Raw genomic sequence first — 16599 nt, forward strand, 5'->3', positions numbered from 1 at the left:
ATGGTCGAAACAAATGTAGAATCACGCTTCAGTATCTTTGAAACAATGGAGATGGAAGATTACGAACAAGTCGTTTTTTGCCACGATAAAGTATCTGGATTAAAAGCAATCATCGCGATTCATGACACGACACTCGGACCGGCACTCGGTGGACTTCGTATGTGGAATTATGCATCAGATGAAGAAGCATTGATTGATGCGCTTCGTTTATCAAAAGGGATGACGTATAAGAATGCAGCCGCTGGTTTGAACCTTGGTGGTGGCAAAGCTGTCATCATCGGCGATGCGAAGACACAAAAATCAGAAGCACTCTTCCGGGCATTCGGACGTTACGTCCAGTCACTGAACGGTCGTTATATTACAGCAGAAGATGTCAATACGACGGTTGCAGACATGGATTACATCCATATGGAGACGGACTTCGTCACTGGTGTCAGCCCAGCATTCGGATCAAGTGGTAACCCATCACCAGTTACGGCATACGGTGTCTACCGTGGTATGAAAGCAGCAGCAAAAGAAGTGTACGGAACAGATTCACTTGGTGGAAAAACGATTGCGATCCAAGGAGTCGGTAACGTTGCCTTCAATCTATGCCGTCATTTGCATGAAGAAGGGGCGAAACTGATCGTCACGGACATCAATCAAGAAGCACTGCAACGTGCAGAAGAAGCATTCGGTGCCTTGATCGTCGCACCAGAAGACATTTATAGCGTCGAAGCGGACATCTTTGCGCCATGTGCCCTCGGTGCGACATTAAACGATGAAACGATTCCACAATTGAAAGTCAAAATCATCGCTGGTGCAGCAAATAACCAACTCAAAGAAGACCGTCATGGTGACATGCTCGAAGAACGCGATATCTTATACGTACCCGACTTCGTCATCAATGCGGGTGGTGTCATCAACGTTGCCGATGAACTCGACGGATACAACCGTGATCGTGCCATGAAAAAAGTTGAACTCGTCTACGATGCGGTCACGAAAGTATTTGAAATCGCAAAACGCGATCATTTACCGACATATCGTGCGGCTGAGAAAATGGCAGAAGAGCGTATCGCAACGATGCGCAGTGCTCGCAGCCAATTCTTGCGTCGTGATAAAAACATTCTAGGATCACGTGGCTGATCAGAGGAGGATATCCATGAGCGAACGTATTTTGACGATCAATCCCGGTTCGACGTCGACGAAGATCGGTATCTTCGAAGGATCAAACCCGGTGTTCACGAAGACGTTACGCCATCCAGCTGAAGCGGTCAGAGGACCGCTTCCAGCGCAGCTGGAGATGCGTCGTCATGTAGTACTCGAAGTGTTAGCTGAAGAACAGATTGATTTGAAAGCGCTTACTACAGTCGTGGGTCGTGGTGGGTTACTCCGACCGCTTGTCAGCGGTACGTATGCGGTCAACAGAGAAATGCGAGAAGACTTACTCAGCGGTATTTTTGGCGTTCATGCATCGAACCTCGGTGGACTCCTTGCGGATGAGATTGCTCGGACACTCGACATCCCATCATTTATCGTTGATCCGGTTGTCGTTGACGAACTAGAACCGATTGCGCGTATTACAGGCTTACCTGAACTTGAACGAAAAAGTATTTTCCATGCCTTGAATCAGAAAGCTGTTGCGAAACGGTACGCGAAGGAAATCGGACGTCCATACGAGGAACTGCGCCTGATCATTGCACACATGGGTGGCGGCATTACAGTCGGCGTACACCATGAGGGGCGTGTTATCGATGTCAACAATGGACTCGATGGAGAAGGACCGTTTTCGCCAGAACGAAGCGGGTCGCTACCTGTTGGTCAACTAGTAGAACTATGTTATAGTACCAAGTATAAACTTGAAGAAATGAAGCGTCTGGTCGTTGGATCAGGCGGACTTGTTGCGCACTTAGGTACGTTTGACGCGGTTGAGATCGAGCGCCGGATTGAAGAAGGCGATGAAAAAGCGGCATTGTTATATGACGCGATGGCGTACCGGATCGCGAAAGAAATCGCAGGTCAAAGTGCTGTCTTGTTCGGTCAGATCGACGCGATCATTCTAACAGGCGGACTTGCTTATAGTGATCGGTTGACGCGTGTGATCGAAGAACGCGTCGCCCACCTTGGTCAAGTCGTGCGTAGTCCTGGTGAAGATGAGTTGCAGGCGCTCGCAGAAGGAGTGTTGCGTGTATTACGTGGGGAAGAGGAAGTTAAGGAATATGGAGGCGAACCAACATGGCTAGAGAATTCGACGTCGTTGTCCTAGGTGGAGGACCCGGTGGATATGTCGCCGCGATCCGTGCAGCACAAGCCGGGAAGTCGGTAGCAATCGTAGAACAAGGAAAATTAGGCGGGACATGCTTACATCGTGGCTGCATCCCCTCTAAAGCCTTTTTGAAATCAGCAGCAGTCTATCAGACGGTCAAACACGCTACTACATATGGCGTGGACGTACCGGAATCGTTTTTACGATTCGAACAGGTCAAACAACGTAAACAAGAGATCGTAGATGGATTAGAGGCAGGCATTCAGCACCTGATGAAAAAAGGAAAGATTGAAGTCTTTCATGGTCGGGGTTCGATTCTTGGACCAAGTATCTTTTCACCGATGCCCGGAACAATCAGTGTCGAGCCGGAAGAAGGCGAAGGCGAGTTGATTCTTCCACGCCAATTGATCGTCGCTACAGGATCACGTCCACGTCCACTGAACGGTCTTGCTTTTGATTCAGAGTATATCCTCAGTTCGGATGATGCGCTCGATATGGCAGATTTGCCAAAATCAATCGTCATCATCGGCGGCGGCGTCATCGGTGTCGAATGGGCATCGATGTTGACAGATTTTGACGTCGCAGTAACGGTCGTTGAATTCAGCGACCGGATTTTACCGACAGAAGATGCGGCAGTCAGTCGTGAAGTCGCCCGCCAATTAAAAAAGCGGGGCGTCAAGATTCATACGGGCGCAGCTGCACAAAGTGATACGTTCCGTATGTCAGAAGACGGCGTATCGATCGCGATCGACCGTAACGGAGAACAGACGACGCTTGAAGCGGATAAGTTGCTCGTCGCCATCGGTCGGATGGCGAATGTCGAAGGTATCGGAATCGAAAACACAAATATCGTCGTCGAAAATGGCTTCATCCAAGTGGATGACCATTTCCGGACGAAGGATCAACATATCTATGCAATCGGCGATGTCATCGGTCGCTTGCAACTCGCGCACGTCGCGTCAGCAGAAGGCGTCAAAGCAGTCGAGGCGATCGTAAACGGAACGACGACACCACTTGAATATGCGTTCGTACCACGTTGTATCTACAGCGTACCGGAAGCGGCATCGGTCGGTTTAACGGAAGACGAAGCGAAACGTGCCGGAATGGACGTTAAGGTCGGGAGCTTCTCGTTCAATGGGTTAGGAAAAGCGCGGATTGAAGGAGAAGCAGCAGGCTTCATCAAGCTTGTCTCGGATGCGAAGACAGATGATCTCGTCGGCGTTCACATCGTCGGACCAAAAGCAACGGAACTGATTAGTGAAGGTGGGTTAGCGCTCGTACTCAATGCAACGGCATGGGAAGTCGGACAGCTCGTGCATCCGCACCCGGCCTTATCAGAAGCATTTGGAGAAGCAGCACTTGCAGTCGACGGACTTGCGGTTCACGCCTAAGGAGGAATTACGGATGGAAAAGATAGAATTCAAAGAATTGGTAGAACTCGGATTAACGGAACAAGACGCGATTCACATGTTCGAAACGATGGTCCGTGCGCGGAAAATCGATGAACGGATGTGGAAGTTGAACCGAGCAGGTAAAATTCCCTTCCTCGTCTCGTGTCAAGGACAAGAAGCGGCTCAAGTCGGTGCAGCGTTCGCACTCGAAAAAGGAACAGATTACATTTTGCCGTATTACCGTGATTTAGGTGTCGTCTTGCACTTCGGTCAAACGTCACGCGATATCATGCTATCGGCATTCGCCAAAGCAGAAGATCCGAACTCAGGTGGTCGCCAAATGCCAGGACACTATGGTTCACGTGCCTTGAACATCGTGACAGGTTCAAGTCCGGTTACGACGCAAGTACCACATGCTGTTGGGATTGCACTGGCTGCGAAGATGCGTAAGGAGCCACTCGTTGCTTACGTCTCGTTCGGTGAAGGTTCTTCAAACCAAGGTGATTTCCATGAAGGAGCAAACTTTGCCGGAATTCATAAGCTTCCTGTCATCTTGTTCTGTGAAAACAATAAATACGCGATTTCGACACCACTTTCGAAACAGCTGTCAGCTAAACACGTTGCTGACCGGGCGATTGGCTATGGTATGCCAGGATATACAGTGGACGGTATTGATCCACTTGCTGTCTTCAAAGTCGTCAAAGAAGCACGCGAACGTGGATTACGGGGAGAAGGTCCAACCTTAATCGAAGTTGAAGTCGAACGTCTCGTGCCACACTCATCCGATGATGACGATAAATCATACCGTTCTGCTGAAGAACTCGATGCCTTAAAAGCACGTGACGGAATCAAACTCTTCCGTGCGCGTCTGATTGAAATGGGTGTCTTGACGGAAGAAACAGCGACTGAAATCGAACAAGCGATGGAGAAAGAAGTCGATGAAGCAACGGCGTATGCTGAAGCAGCGGCTTACGATGCACCAGAAAATGCATTACGTTACGTGTACGACGAGGAGGAAACGAAATGACGACGTTAAGTTTAATCGAAGCGATCAATAGTGCAATCAAAGAAGAGATGGAGCGCGACGAGTCCGTCTTCATCCTCGGCGAAGATGTCGGTGTCCGTGGTGGTGTTTTCCGGGCGACACAAGGGTTGCTTGAACAATTCGGAGAAGAACGTGTCATCGATGCACCACTCGCTGAGAGTGCGATTGCTGGTGTCGGAATCGGAGCTGCGATGTACGGTATGCGTCCAATTGCTGAAATGCAATTCGCTGATTTCATCATGCCAGCGGTCAACCAAATCGTCAGTGAAGCAGCAAAGATTCGATACCGTTCGAACAATGACTGGACGTGTCCGATCGTCATCCGCGCACCGTTCGGTGGTGGTATTCACGGGGCGCTCTATCATTCCCAATCGGTCGAGGCGATGTTCAACTCGACGCCAGGTCTGAAGATCGTCATCCCGTCTAATCCATACGATGCGAAAGGATTGCTAAAGGCAGCCATTCGTTCGAATGACCCGGTCTTGTTCTTCGAGCATAAACGGGGCTATCGTCTATTGAAGGGAGATGTCCCTGAAGGCGATTATACGGTTGAAATCGGTAAAGCAGACGTCAAGCGTGAGGGCGAAGACGTGACGATTATTACCTACGGACTGTGTGTCCATATGGCACTCGAGGCGGCAACACGTCTTGAAAAAGACGGAATCGATGTTCACATCCTTGACTTGCGGACTGTTTATCCAATCGACCGCGAAGCAGTCGTCGAAGCAGCGAAAAAGACGGGGAAAGTCTTGCTCGTCACGGAAGATAATAAAGAAGGTAGCGTCATGAGTGAAGTATCGGCGATCATTGCAGAAGTAGCCTTGTTCGATCTTGATGCACCAATCGAACGACTCTGTGGTCCAGACGTACCAGCGATGCCATACGCTCCGACGATGGAGAAGTTCTTCAACATCTCAAGTGAGAAAATTGAAGATAAAATCCGGACGTTACACGCATACTAAGGGGGAACTGACCGATGAAGACTGAAACACTTACGATGCCACAACTCGGGGAAAGCGTTACTGAAGGAACGATTTCGATGTGGCTGGTCAAACCAGGTGACACTGTCAAAAAATATGATCCGATTGCAGAAGTCATTACTGATAAAGTAACGGCAGAAGTCCCATCTTCGTTTGATGGTGTGATCGAAAAACTTCTTGCAGAAGAAGGCGATACGTTGCAAGTCGGTGACGCAATCGTCACGATGCAAGTCAACGGGGGATCAACGGAAGTCGCTGCGACTGAACAAGAAGTACCGGCTGTCGAAGAGACAACGACGGCTGATACTTCGATGAAAAAGCGCTATTCACCAGCAGTCTTGAAACTATCGGGTGAGCATGGCATCGATCTCGAACAAGTGACGGGTACAGGAGCCGGCGGGCGGATTACTCGGAAAGATTTGTTGAAACTGATTGAGTCCGGCGCTGTTCCTACACCAAAAACAACTGAACCAAAACCGGAAGCGAAAATGGCTCCGGTAGCGCCTCCAACAGAAGCGCCATCCGCACCAAAACGTCCGGTCAGCGCACCACAAGCGACTGAAACAGGCGACATCGAGATTCCAACTGCCGGCGTACGTCAAGCAATCGCTTCGAACATGGTTCGCGCGAAACACGAAGCGCCACACGCCTGGTTGATGATTGAAGTCGATGTCACGAACTTGGTCGAAGCACGTAATCGTCATAAAGATGCGTTCTTCAAACAAGAAGGGGTCAAATTGACGTTCTTGCCGTTCTTCATGAAGGCGACGGTCGAAGGATTGAAGAAACATCCGATCATGAACTCGACATGGGCGGGAGATAAGATCATTCAAAAGAAAGCGATCAATCTATCACTTGCTGTCGCGACACAGGACGCTCTGTTCGTACCAGTTGTCAAGAATGCGGATGAACTAAGCATCAAAGGGATCGCACGCGCGATTGATGACTTCGGGAAACGGGCACAAGCCGGCACGTTGTCGTCTGCAGAGATGCAGGGCGGGACGTTTACGGTCAACAATACGGGCTCATTCGGTTCAATCCAATCAGCACCGATCCTTAACTTCCCGCAGGCGGCGATTCTATCCGTTGAATCAATCGTCAAACGTCCAGTTTGGGTGAACGGCATGTTCGCAGCACGCGACATGGTCAACCTCTGTATGTCGATCGATCACCGGGTGCTCGACGGACTCGTCGCCGGACAGTTCCTACAAACTGTCAAACAAGCGCTCGAATCCATCGATCCAAACCAACTTTCCTTATACTGAGATTTTCCAGTTGACAGGGAAGTAGAAGCATCGTAATATAAGAAACAATTCAACACACGATAGCAAAGACGAAGAGAAGTAACTTGTGAAACGATTCAAGAGAGCTGATGGGTGGTGCGAATCAGTATCGGGCAACAAGCGAATGGCCTTCTGAGCTTCAGACCGAATCCCTTCAATGGGTAGTAGGCTCTGACGGGTTCCTCCCGTTATCGGGGTCGACGAATCAGGGCAACGGTCCGGTTCGTTTCAAAGGGGACGGTGTCAGCATCGTCAACGAAGGTGGTACCGCGGGTCTTCCCGTCCTTCATGTTCTACATGAATGGGCGAGAAGACCCTTTTCGTATACAATCGAATCGAATAAATCGTAGAGTGAGTTAAGTAGCGAGACAACATCGGCGTTTCAGAGAGCGGAAGAATGGTGCGACTTCCGTACGGCGAGGTTTCGTGAATGGTCTCATGAGAGCGTGGCTGAACGAAGAAGTATGTCACGACGGATGCCCCCGTTATCGTAGGCTATGATGTCTCTTATTTAGACGCATCAGACAGAGTGGGAACGGTCGAACCGTTCCAATCGAGAGGTGGCACCGCGAGATCATCGTCCTCCATACAGCATAGCTGTGTGGGGGACTTTTTTTATTCTAGGAGGCGAACAGGGATGGTTCAGACAGACACACTTATCATCGAACAACTTGAACTAAACGGCGACGAGATGACGCCAATCATGATTTTCCAACAACTGAGTGGAACACAGAAATGCTTGCTTGAAAGTTCAGCGCATACGGATCATGGACGGTATTCGATCATCGGTGTCGATCCGGTGGAAATGATCCGCGCAGAAGGACGAACCGTGACACGGGAACAGTTGAAGACAGGTCGATTGACACAAGAAACAGGTGATCCAGTACGGCTGATGCAACAAATGATCCTCCGGGAGGGCGTCGAAGAAGATCTTCCGTTTTTAGCAGGCGGGATCGGATATGTCGGATACGATATGATGCGGGCGTATGAGACACTCGGAGCGATTCCGAGACGAACGCGCCAATTACCGGACGCGCTGCTCGCCGTCTACGACCAAATCATCCTGTTCGATCATCTCGAACATCGTGTTCATTTGATTCAAACGTCACTTGGCGGCATCACTGATCGTGACGTCCTTCGTCAACGTTTAGCAGAACGAAAAGCGCAACTCGAGCAACCGCGAGAACGAACGGATATCGAGCGACCACTCCAGGATGTCATCTATGAACCATTGATGGATCAAGAGATGTTTGAAGGGCTCGTTGAGCAAGCGAAGACACATATTCGCCAAGGAGACGTCTTCCAACTGGTTCTCTCGCAACGCCTCGATGCGACGTTTACGGGTGACCCATTCCAGTTTTACCGGAAGCTCCGCAAGGATAATCCGAGTCCCTATCTCTTTTATATCGACTTAGGCGAAGCAATCATACTTGGGGCCTCCCCGGAAAGTTTGGTCCAAGTCAAAGGGGATCGAGTGACGACGAATCCGATTGCCGGCACACGTCGCCGGGGAAAGACGACAGAGGAAGATGAACGGCTAGCAGAAGAGTTGCTTCACGATGAAAAGGAACGGGCAGAACACCGGATGCTCGTCGATCTTGGACGCAACGACTTAGGACGGATTTGTCAGATTGGTACCGTCGAAGTGACACGCTTCATGCAAATCGAACGATTCAAGAACGTCATGCACCTCGTCTCCGTCGTTGAAGGGACGTTAGCAGACGGGAAGACTGGAGCAGACGCACTTGTCTCTTGTCTACCGGCTGGGACGGTCACAGGAGCTCCGAAAATTCGAGCGATGCAGTTGATTGACCAGTACGAACAGGTCAAACGAGAAGTATACGCTGGAGCTGTTGGCTATTTCGACATTCGGGGGAATATGGATTTTGCTCTCGCTATCCGGACGATGGTGATCAAGGATGGTGTCGCTTCTGTTCAAGCAGGGGCTGGTATCGTCTACGACTCGATTCCACGACTTGAGTACCAGGAGACGTTACACAAAGCGAAATCACTACTGGAGGTTTGGAAATGATCGTCCTAATTGATAATTATGATTCCTTTACCTATAACCTATACCAATACGCATCCGTTTATACGGACGTTCACGTCATTCGAAACGATGCGGTTAGCATCGAAGAACTACGCGAGATGAAACCGGACGGTATCATCCTCTCACCCGGTCCTGGCCGTCCGGCTGACGCTGGCATCTGCATCGATCTGATTCGTCAATTCTCGGGGCAAGTACCGATTCTCGGTGTCTGTCTCGGACATCAGGCAATCGGCGAAGCATTCGGGGGACGCGTCGTCGAAGCACCAGTCATCATGCACGGGAAGACATCGATGATTCGACAATCGGGACAACTCTTCGACGACATGACGGAAACGTTAGAGGTCATGCGCTATCATTCGCTGATCGTCGCTCGAAACGACTTACCGACGAAGCTCGTCATCACAGCAGAAACGGATGACCGGACGATCATGGCGCTCGAGCACAAGACACATCCGACATTCGGAATCCAGTTCCATCCTGAATCCGTCGGAACACCACAAGGACAGCAGATGATTAAACGATTCATTGAATTGACGAAGGAGTGACGAACGATGAAAGAGACGTTATTGAAATTAGCAGAAGCGAAACATTTACGATATGAAGAGATGCAACAGGCAGCACGCGAACTGTTTGCCGAAGATGTTACTGATAGCGAAATTGCCGCCTTTCTCGTTGCTCTGAAAGCAAAAGGAGAGACAGCAGAAGAGCTAGCCGGTCTCGCTTCGATCATGCGCGAAGTCGCGCTCGACATTCCAGTCACCGGTGATTTCATGGATAACTGCGGTACAGGAGGCGACGGCTCGCAATCGTTCAACATCAGTACGACAGCCGCTTTCGTTCTAGCCGGTGCCGGCATGAAAGTCGCGAAGCACGGGAACCGGAGTGTCTCAAGTAAGACGGGTAGCGCTGATGTACTTGAAGCACTCGGGGTTTCACTCGATGCAACACCGGAACACTTAGTAGAGCAACTCGAGACGAACGGAATCGCCTTCTTGTTTGCACAACGGATGCATCCGCGTGTCAAGCAAATCATGAAGGTCCGACGTGATTTACGGATTCCGACGATCTTTAACTTGATTGGTCCGTTGACGAATCCGGTCCCGCTCAAGACACAACTATTAGGAATTTACCGGGAGGATATGCTCGAGACGATGGCGTTGACACTGCACCGACTCGGACGAAAGCGGGCGATCGTCTTGCACGGTGCGAATGGAATGGATGAAGCGTCTCTTGCCGGAACGAACCAACTCGTCTTACTCGACGAAGGTGAACTGATCCGCTTCAGTCTTCATCCGGAGGAAGTCGGACTGAAGACCGCACCGCTTGAAGCGATCCGCGGTGGAAGTGCACAAGAGAATGCGGCGATTTTACTGCAAGTCCTGAGTGGAGAGAATGGTGCTTATCGCGACACCGTTCTACTGAACGCTGGGATCGCTCTCTTTGCAGCAAATCGGGTGAAGACGATCGAAGAAGGGATCGCCTTAGCAGCAGATAGCATCGATTCAGGACGGGCGATGGAACGATTGAACCAATTACGACAAATGACACGGGAGGAAGCAATCGGATGAATATCTTAGATCGCATCATCGAAACGAAACGAGCAGAAGTCCTGCAATTAAAATTAACTGGTGTCGAACGGATTGATCGGGAGGCATTGAAGCCGTCGATCAAGCAACGACTAGCCGGAGCGGATTTATCCGTCATCGCGGAAATCAAACGAGCTTCGCCATCAAAAGGTGCCATCGCACTCGACGTCGACGTCATCGCTCAGGCCAAACAATATGAAGCGAGTGGGGCGACCGTCATCTCTGTCTTGACGGACGAGACGTACTTCAAAGGATCGATGGACGATTTAGCGGCAGTCGCTGCAGCAGTCAACATCCCTGTCCTCTGTAAGGATTTCATGATTGACCGGATTCAGATTGACCAGGCAAAATCACATGGCGCACAGTTGATTCTCTTGATCGTTGCGGCCCTCGAGCAGGAGACGCTTGCTGACTTGTATGCGTATGCTTACGCAGAAGGACTTGAGGTCTTAGTCGAAGTCCATGACGAAGAGGAATTACGCCGGGCAGAGGCGATCGGTGCACAAATCATTGGAATCAACAATCGGAACTTGAAAAAGTTCGAAGTCGATTTACAGACATCGGTCGGATTACTCGAACAGAAACAACCGGACGTCCGGTATATCAGTGAGAGTGGTATCAAGACGGTCGAGGAAGCACAGCGATTACACGCTGCCGGTGCAGACGGGATCCTCGTCGGTGAGACATTGATGCGAGCAGACGATCCACAAGTCTTCATCCGAGAAGTGAGTGGCGTTCGCGTATGACACGGATTAAGTTCTGTGGTCTCCGGGAAGGAGAACATGTCGAAGCGGCAGTTCGCTTAGCGGACTACATCGGCTTCGTCTTTGCTAAAAGCAAAAGACAGGTCACGCTAGAAGAGGCGGCGCGTCTTAGACGCGACATTCCGAGTACGGTCCAGGTCGTCGGTGTCTTCGTCTCCCCGACTAATCAACAGGTCGTCGACGCGGTCGAGCAAGTCGCGCTAGATCTCGTTCAAATTCACGGGATCATCCCGGATGGCAAGCTACCGGTTCCCGTCATTCAAGCGATTCCCGTGACGGACATCACGGAAGTAGAGCAACAGACGGAGTACGTGCTCGTCGACGCACCGGTTGCTGGAAGTGGCGAGACATTCGACTGGTCACGAGACATTCAAGCCGATCGTCCACTGTTCATTGCCGGTGGCTTGACAGCTGAAAATGTAGGAGAAGCAATCAAACGATATCACCCGTTCGCCGTCGATGTCTCAAGTGGCATCGAAACGGATGGACAGAAAGATTCCATCAAAATGCAGGCATTCGCAGATGCCGTAAAGGAGAGAGAAGCATGAGCTACGCACAACCGGATACATTAGGGCAATATGGTAAATACGGAGGACGCTACATCCCGGAAACATTGATGCACGCGGTGATTGAACTCGAAGAAGCTTATGCAATAGTAAAAGAGGATCCAACATTTCAAGCGCGGATGGACGAATTGCTGAAAGAATACGTCGGACGTGAGACACCACTTTATTTTGCTGAACATTTGACGCAAACGATCGGTGGCGCAAAGATCTACTTGAAACGAGAAGACTTGAACCATACCGGTGCCCACAAAATCAACAATACGATTGGTCAGGCGTTACTGGCTGAACGGATGGGGAAACGAAAAATCGTTGCTGAGACAGGGGCAGGGCAACACGGTGTCGCAACAGCAACGGTCTGTGCCTTGCTCGACCTCGAGTGTGTCATCTTCATGGGCGAAGAGGACGTCCGTCGTCAAGAGTTGAACGTCTTTCGGATGGAGTTACTTGGAGCAACCGTCATCCCGGTCACACAAGGGAGTCGGACACTCAAAGATGCCGTCAATGAAGCACTCCGTTACTGGGTCAAACATGTCGAAGACACGCATTACTTGATGGGTTCTGTTCTCGGACCACACCCATTCCCGCAACTCGTCCGTGATTTCCAAGCAGTCATCGGAAAAGAGACACGACGTCAAATCATCGAAAAAGAGGGGCGTCTGCCGAAAGCGATCGTCGCTTGTGTCGGCGGCGGCAGTAATGCGATCGGCATGTTCCATCCGTTCATCGATGATACGGACGTAAAATTGTACGGCATTGAAGCAGCGGGAAGTGGTGTTGAGACGGATCAACACGCAGCGACGATGACAAAAGGAGAGGTCGGTGTCTTGCACGGCTCGATGATGTATCTCTTACAGGATGCCCATGGTCAAGTACAAGAAGCGCACTCGATCTCAGCTGGACTTGACTATCCGGGCGTCGGACCCGAGCATAGTTTGCTCAAAGATATCGGTCGTGTTCAGTATGAAGCAGTGACCGACGAACAAGCACTCGAAGCACTACAGCTGTTGAGCCGCAAGGAGGGAATCATCCCGGCACTCGAGTCGGCACACGCGATTGCCTATGCGACTCAACTCGCTGCAGAGATGGACAAGGAAGAGATTCTCGTTATCTGCTTATCAGGACGTGGCGACAAAGATGTTGTTACTGTCAGAAACGCACTAAAGGGGGAAGAATGATGCGATTAGAAACAGCGATTCGTAACGTTACAAGTAAGGGCGAAAAAGCCTTCATCCCGTACGTCATGGGGGGAGATGGAGGGATTGATCGCCTTCCGGAAATCTTAGCGTTTCTCGCTGAATCCGGAGCGACAGCGATTGAAGTCGGCGTTCCGTTTTCGGATCCCGTTGCTGACGGTCCAGTCATTCAAGAAGCGGGACTCCGGGCGCTAGAAGCGAACGTCGGACTGAAGGATGTTCTTGAGGCGGTTCGCGTTGCCCGTCAGACCGTCGATGTTCCAATCGTCTTGATGACGTACTTGAATCCGATTTTCCGCTACGGATTAACGGCGTTTCTTGCTACATGTCGCGAAGTCGGGGTTGACGGATTGATCATTCCTGATTTACCACTTGAACAGAGCGAACAGTTCTTCGAACAAGAGGACAAGTCGGATATCGCGCTCGTTCAACTCGTCTCCTTGACGAGTCCAATGGAACGGATTCAAAAGATTGCCGATAAAAGCGAAGGATTCCTTTATGCGGTTACGGTCAATGGGACAACAGGCGGACAGACGACGTTTGATAAGACACTTGAAGAACATTTAGCAAATGTCGCAGCCCATAGTCCGGTACCGGTACTTGCCGGTTTCGGAATCAGTACACCGGAACACGTCAAACAATTAAGCCGCCCAGTCTCGGGGGTCATCGTCGGCAGTAAGATCGTCGACTTACTCCATCAGAACGATCGAGAAACGATTCAACAGTTGATGGCAGCACGTCTTGCGGCGACGCCGTCACATTAATAAAAAGGGGCTGTCTCAAAAGTCAGTTTCTACAAACATAAGGGTGGCAGAATGATGATCTGCCACCCGTATCTCTAAAAAAAGAATGACGCGTCACACGCCACTCCTACAGGAAAAAGCGCATTATGCGCTGTCAGAGACAAACAAGACCCGCTTTCCTGCTTGAATGAAGCAGGAAAACTGGCTTGTGTCTCGTCTGAGGAAAGGGCGTGAAAAGACGCGTCATTCTTTTTTGAGTCAGCCCCTTTTTCGTATAGATGTCACTTTTGAACGAGTGACTTCTGCAAGTTCGTATACAGCGGTTCAAATCCGAGTTCTTCATAAAACGTTGCGGCCCGGTCGTTGACCGTCCAAACGTTTAAGCGAACAGCATCGACCTTTCGTTCGAGTGCGAGTTCTTCTGCCACCTGCATCAACTGGCGACCGATTCCTGATGAACGATGGGAAAAGGTGACACCGACGTCAGTGATGTTCAAGATACGAATGGGCGTAAATCGATCGGATGCTGGCGCCGTCCACTTGCCAAACAAGTAACCAATGAGTGTTTCTCCATCGAGCGCTGTCAGACAGAGGTGTTGTTCTGCTTCTATCATCTGACTTAAAGACTCTAGCGTGTATGGTGTCGTTACATCTGGGTGAAAGTGAGGCGACAACCGCTTGTGATGCGCGAATGTTTCTGCCGTCAGTGTAAGCAGGGCAGGGAGGTCTGAAGTACAGCTAGTGCGGATCATCAAGAAGCGATCACTCCGATCATCGATTTTGTTTGAGTACTTCGGCGACAAGTCCCGACACGTACGGACTGCCACGATCTTCTTTTTCGACTGACTCGATCATGATGGCAACGAGAAGATCTTTTTTGTCGTTGTCGTATCCAACGAAGAAGCCATTCTCTTTGCCGTCGGTTTCGCCTGCCTTTTTCAATTCTGCCGTACCTGTCTTACCGGCAACATCGACTTCTTTGATATCAGCCGGAAGCGTATAACCGTTATGAACGACATCATACAAATCATCGCGGATCATCTTCGCGTCGTCTGCGTCGAGTAAATCCTTCTTAAAGACTTGCTTCGTTTTTTCCTCTTGTAAGAGTGTCGGACGATAGATTGTTCCATCCGTCAGGAAAATTTCATACATCGATGCTAAGTGTAGAATGTTCGTCAACATCTGACCTTGTCCGTAAGACGTGTCCATCAGCTGTCCATCAGAAGAAATCGTCCCGTCGTTTGAGATCTGTGAGGCACGTAAGGGGTACGTGAACGGTAGCTTTTCACCGTATCCGAGCGCTTCAAGACCAGACGTAAATGCTTTCGTTCCGACTTGTTCGAGTGTCGAACGGGCGAAATAGATGTTGTCGGAATAGACGAGCGCATTATGCAGATTGACCGGGGCCGGTGTCTCATGAATGCGGGTGACGTTAAAACCATCGATCTTATTTTTCAGCCCATTGATTGTGTAGGCTTTTTCCGGGTCGAGCGTTCCGCTCTTTAATCCGACAGCAGCCGTCAATGGTTTTTGAGTCGAACCGGGTGCGAAGGCACTTGTGAATCGGTTCAATAATGGCTGGTCCGGGTCCTGCGTCAGTTCATCGAGTCGTGCCTGTGAGATTCCTGACATGAATTCAGAAGGATCAAAGCCAGGAGAGCTGAGTAAGACACGGGTCTCGCCGGTCTGCGGATCAATCGCTGATGCTGTTCCGGGATCATCCTGCATCGTTTCATAAGTCTTTTTTTGAAGAGTGGCATCAATTGTCAACGCAATATCTTCGCCATCTGTCGGTTTCGTTTCGGCAACAGTAACGTTTGAGCCGTCTATTTTCTGTAAAGTGATTGTCGCACCGGCTTTACCACGTAAGCGCTCATCGAGTACTTGTTCAAGTCCACGTTTCCCGACTTGCTCGCCAGCTTGGATTTGATTTTTTGATTGTTTAATCTCGTCTGCTGTCGCTGAACCGATATATCCAATCAAATGAGAGGCTGCTTTACCAAGTGGATACGTTCGGACTTCCGTTTCTTGGACACTGATTCCAGGAATGTCACGCAATTTTTCAACCATTGCTTCGTCGGTCATCGTTTTGAGCGGAACGAACTGTCCATCTTTGACCCAACTTGCCTTTAAGGAATCTTCGACTGAAGAGGTCGGGCGGTCGAGCAATTCGGCAACTTTCTCGACGTCTTTTAATTGTCCGGCTGTCGCGCCGACAGCAAATCCTTTTCCAGAGGTTGCGAGCGGTTTCTCATTCGAATCGAGTAAATCACCACGTTTGCCTTCAACGGTTTGTAGCTGGACTTTGTCGTCCTTTTTAAAATCCTTTAGGACAAAAGAAGTATCCCAGTCGATGAACCAGTTTTCGGTCTCACCTTGTTTCTCGAATGTCAGTGGAACTTGTTTATCGTAGGCAACGGTTCCTGCAACTGTATCAAAGGAAATCCGCACGGGAAGGGACGCTTTTTCGTCATCCGTTGCTTCCTCCGCTTTCTTTCGTTCGACGGATAACTTTTGAATATCAAGTGATTTCGACAATTGTTTCGTTCGCTCGATGAATTCTTTTTTACCGTATTCTTTTTTAGTAGCTGTACTCGCGTACGTATACATTTTATCGTAGTCCTGTTTCTCCCAAAGTTTGATATAGGCATCAAGACGTTCTTCAGGTGTCGGTTGATCTTGGCAACCGGCAAGCAGAGTCACGCCGAAAGATGCCGATAGAATCAAGGGAATGGTTCGTTTCATATGATTCG

The 16599-nt window shown here is 50.0% G+C and carries 15 protein-coding genes and 2 other annotated features; of the genes, 13 read left to right on the forward strand and 2 right to left on the reverse strand.

The annotated features are described in order from the left end of the window. From HZS85_RS08685 to trpA, 13 genes are all read left to right on the forward strand, one after another. On the forward strand, positions 1-1125 hold the full coding sequence (locus tag HZS85_RS08685) for a Leu/Phe/Val dehydrogenase (RefSeq protein ID WP_023467593.1): 1125 nt from the start codon (positions 1-3) through the stop codon (positions 1123-1125). A gap of 16 nt (positions 1126-1141) precedes the next feature. After that, a complete protein-coding gene (gene buk, locus HZS85_RS08690; RefSeq protein ID WP_214855095.1) occupies positions 1142-2245 on the forward strand; it encodes a butyrate kinase in 1104 nt (367 codons plus the stop codon). Continuing rightward, positions 2215-3636 (forward strand): dihydrolipoyl dehydrogenase, encoded by a 1422-nt coding sequence (gene lpdA, locus HZS85_RS08695; protein WP_214855098.1) that lies wholly within the window; start codon positions 2215-2217, stop codon positions 3634-3636. The genes buk and lpdA overlap by 31 nt, the downstream gene beginning before the upstream one ends. 13 nt (positions 3637-3649) lie before the next feature. Further along, positions 3650-4663 (forward strand): thiamine pyrophosphate-dependent dehydrogenase E1 component subunit alpha, encoded by a 1014-nt coding sequence (locus tag HZS85_RS08700; protein ID WP_056060235.1) that lies wholly within the window; start codon positions 3650-3652, stop codon positions 4661-4663. Then, entirely contained in the window at positions 4660-5643 is a 984-nt protein-coding gene (locus tag HZS85_RS08705; protein WP_214855101.1) for an alpha-ketoacid dehydrogenase subunit beta, read from the forward strand. The genes HZS85_RS08700 and HZS85_RS08705 overlap by 4 nt, the downstream gene beginning before the upstream one ends. A gap of 14 nt (positions 5644-5657) precedes the next feature. Next, positions 5658-6926, forward strand: coding sequence for a dihydrolipoamide acetyltransferase family protein (locus HZS85_RS08710; protein WP_214855105.1), 1269 nt, complete (start codon positions 5658-5660; stop codon positions 6924-6926). Between the two features lie 56 nt (positions 6927-6982). Continuing rightward, positions 6983-7234: a binding site (T-box leader), on the forward strand. 48 nt (positions 7235-7282) lie between these two features. After that, positions 7283-7532, forward strand: a binding site (T-box leader). A 49-nt stretch (positions 7533-7581) separates the two neighbouring features. Further along, positions 7582-8976: an anthranilate synthase component I gene (gene trpE, locus HZS85_RS08715; RefSeq protein WP_214855107.1), complete on the forward strand. Its 1395-nt coding sequence runs from the start codon at positions 7582-7584 to the stop codon at positions 8974-8976. Continuing rightward, on the forward strand, positions 8973-9539 hold the full coding sequence (locus HZS85_RS08720) for an anthranilate synthase component II (RefSeq protein WP_214855109.1): 567 nt from the start codon (positions 8973-8975) through the stop codon (positions 9537-9539). The genes trpE and HZS85_RS08720 overlap by 4 nt, the downstream gene beginning before the upstream one ends. 6 nt (positions 9540-9545) lie before the next feature. Further along, on the forward strand, positions 9546-10562 hold the full coding sequence (gene trpD, locus HZS85_RS08725) for an anthranilate phosphoribosyltransferase (RefSeq protein WP_214855111.1): 1017 nt from the start codon (positions 9546-9548) through the stop codon (positions 10560-10562). Beyond that, positions 10559-11326 carry an indole-3-glycerol phosphate synthase TrpC gene (gene trpC, locus HZS85_RS08730; protein WP_214855113.1) on the forward strand — a complete coding sequence of 256 codons (768 nt, stop codon included), beginning with the start codon at positions 10559-10561 and terminating at the stop codon, positions 11324-11326. The genes trpD and trpC overlap by 4 nt, the downstream gene beginning before the upstream one ends. Continuing rightward, on the forward strand, positions 11323-11892 hold the full coding sequence (locus HZS85_RS08735) for a phosphoribosylanthranilate isomerase (protein WP_214855115.1): 570 nt from the start codon (positions 11323-11325) through the stop codon (positions 11890-11892). Before trpC ends, HZS85_RS08735 begins: the two co-directional genes overlap by 4 nt. Next, positions 11889-13085, forward strand: coding sequence for a tryptophan synthase subunit beta (trpB, locus tag HZS85_RS08740; protein WP_214855118.1), 1197 nt, complete (start codon positions 11889-11891; stop codon positions 13083-13085). Before HZS85_RS08735 ends, trpB begins: the two co-directional genes overlap by 4 nt. Further along, positions 13085-13867, forward strand: coding sequence for a tryptophan synthase subunit alpha (trpA, locus tag HZS85_RS08745; protein WP_214855120.1), 783 nt, complete (start codon positions 13085-13087; stop codon positions 13865-13867). Before trpB ends, trpA begins: the two co-directional genes overlap by 1 nt. Before the next feature lie 260 nt (positions 13868-14127). Here the strand turns inward: trpA and HZS85_RS08750 are convergent, their stop codons facing one another. Both HZS85_RS08750 and HZS85_RS08755 read right to left on the reverse strand, forming a co-directional pair. After that, positions 14128-14598 carry a GNAT family N-acetyltransferase gene (locus HZS85_RS08750; protein WP_251137943.1) on the reverse strand — a complete coding sequence of 157 codons (471 nt, stop codon included), beginning with the start codon at positions 14596-14598 and terminating at the stop codon, positions 14128-14130. 19 nt (positions 14599-14617) lie between these two features. Then, positions 14618-16591: a penicillin-binding transpeptidase domain-containing protein gene (locus tag HZS85_RS08755; RefSeq protein WP_214855124.1), complete on the reverse strand. Its 1974-nt coding sequence runs from the start codon at positions 16589-16591 to the stop codon at positions 14618-14620. Between the last annotated feature and the right edge of the window lie 8 nt (positions 16592-16599).

The organism is Exiguobacterium sp. s130 (assembly GCF_018619055.1).
Taxonomy (GTDB): Bacteria; Bacillota; Bacilli; order Exiguobacteriales; family Exiguobacteriaceae; genus Exiguobacterium_A.

What these genes read in the sequence shown, in the direction of transcription:
- HZS85_RS08735 (WP_214855115.1), top strand. Translation starts at nt 11,323, where the DNA reads ATGACACGGATTAAGTTCTGTGGTCTCCGGGAAGGAGAACATGTCGAA.
- HZS85_RS08720 (WP_214855109.1), top strand. Translation starts at nt 8,973, where the DNA reads ATGATCGTCCTAATTGATAATTATGATTCCTTTACCTATAACCTATAC.
- HZS85_RS08750 (WP_251137943.1), bottom strand. Translation starts at nt 14,598, where the DNA reads ATGATCCGCACTAGCTGTACTTCAGACCTCCCTGCCCTGCTTACACTG.
- HZS85_RS08685 (WP_023467593.1), top strand. Translation starts at nt 1, where the DNA reads ATGGTCGAAACAAATGTAGAATCACGCTTCAGTATCTTTGAAACAATG.
- HZS85_RS08710 (WP_214855105.1), top strand. Translation starts at nt 5,658, where the DNA reads ATGAAGACTGAAACACTTACGATGCCACAACTCGGGGAAAGCGTTACT.
- buk (WP_214855095.1), top strand. Translation starts at nt 1,142, where the DNA reads ATGAGCGAACGTATTTTGACGATCAATCCCGGTTCGACGTCGACGAAG.
- HZS85_RS08700 (WP_056060235.1), top strand. Translation starts at nt 3,650, where the DNA reads ATGGAAAAGATAGAATTCAAAGAATTGGTAGAACTCGGATTAACGGAA.
- trpE (WP_214855107.1), top strand. Translation starts at nt 7,582, where the DNA reads ATGGTTCAGACAGACACACTTATCATCGAACAACTTGAACTAAACGGC.
- HZS85_RS08755 (WP_214855124.1), bottom strand. Translation starts at nt 16,591, where the DNA reads ATGAAACGAACCATTCCCTTGATTCTATCGGCATCTTTCGGCGTGACT.
- trpC (WP_214855113.1), top strand. Translation starts at nt 10,559, where the DNA reads ATGAATATCTTAGATCGCATCATCGAAACGAAACGAGCAGAAGTCCTG.
- trpD (WP_214855111.1), top strand. Translation starts at nt 9,546, where the DNA reads ATGAAAGAGACGTTATTGAAATTAGCAGAAGCGAAACATTTACGATAT.
- HZS85_RS08705 (WP_214855101.1), top strand. Translation starts at nt 4,660, where the DNA reads ATGACGACGTTAAGTTTAATCGAAGCGATCAATAGTGCAATCAAAGAA.
- trpB (WP_214855118.1), top strand. Translation starts at nt 11,889, where the DNA reads ATGAGCTACGCACAACCGGATACATTAGGGCAATATGGTAAATACGGA.
- trpA (WP_214855120.1), top strand. Translation starts at nt 13,085, where the DNA reads ATGCGATTAGAAACAGCGATTCGTAACGTTACAAGTAAGGGCGAAAAA.
- lpdA (WP_214855098.1), top strand. Translation starts at nt 2,215, where the DNA reads ATGGCTAGAGAATTCGACGTCGTTGTCCTAGGTGGAGGACCCGGTGGA.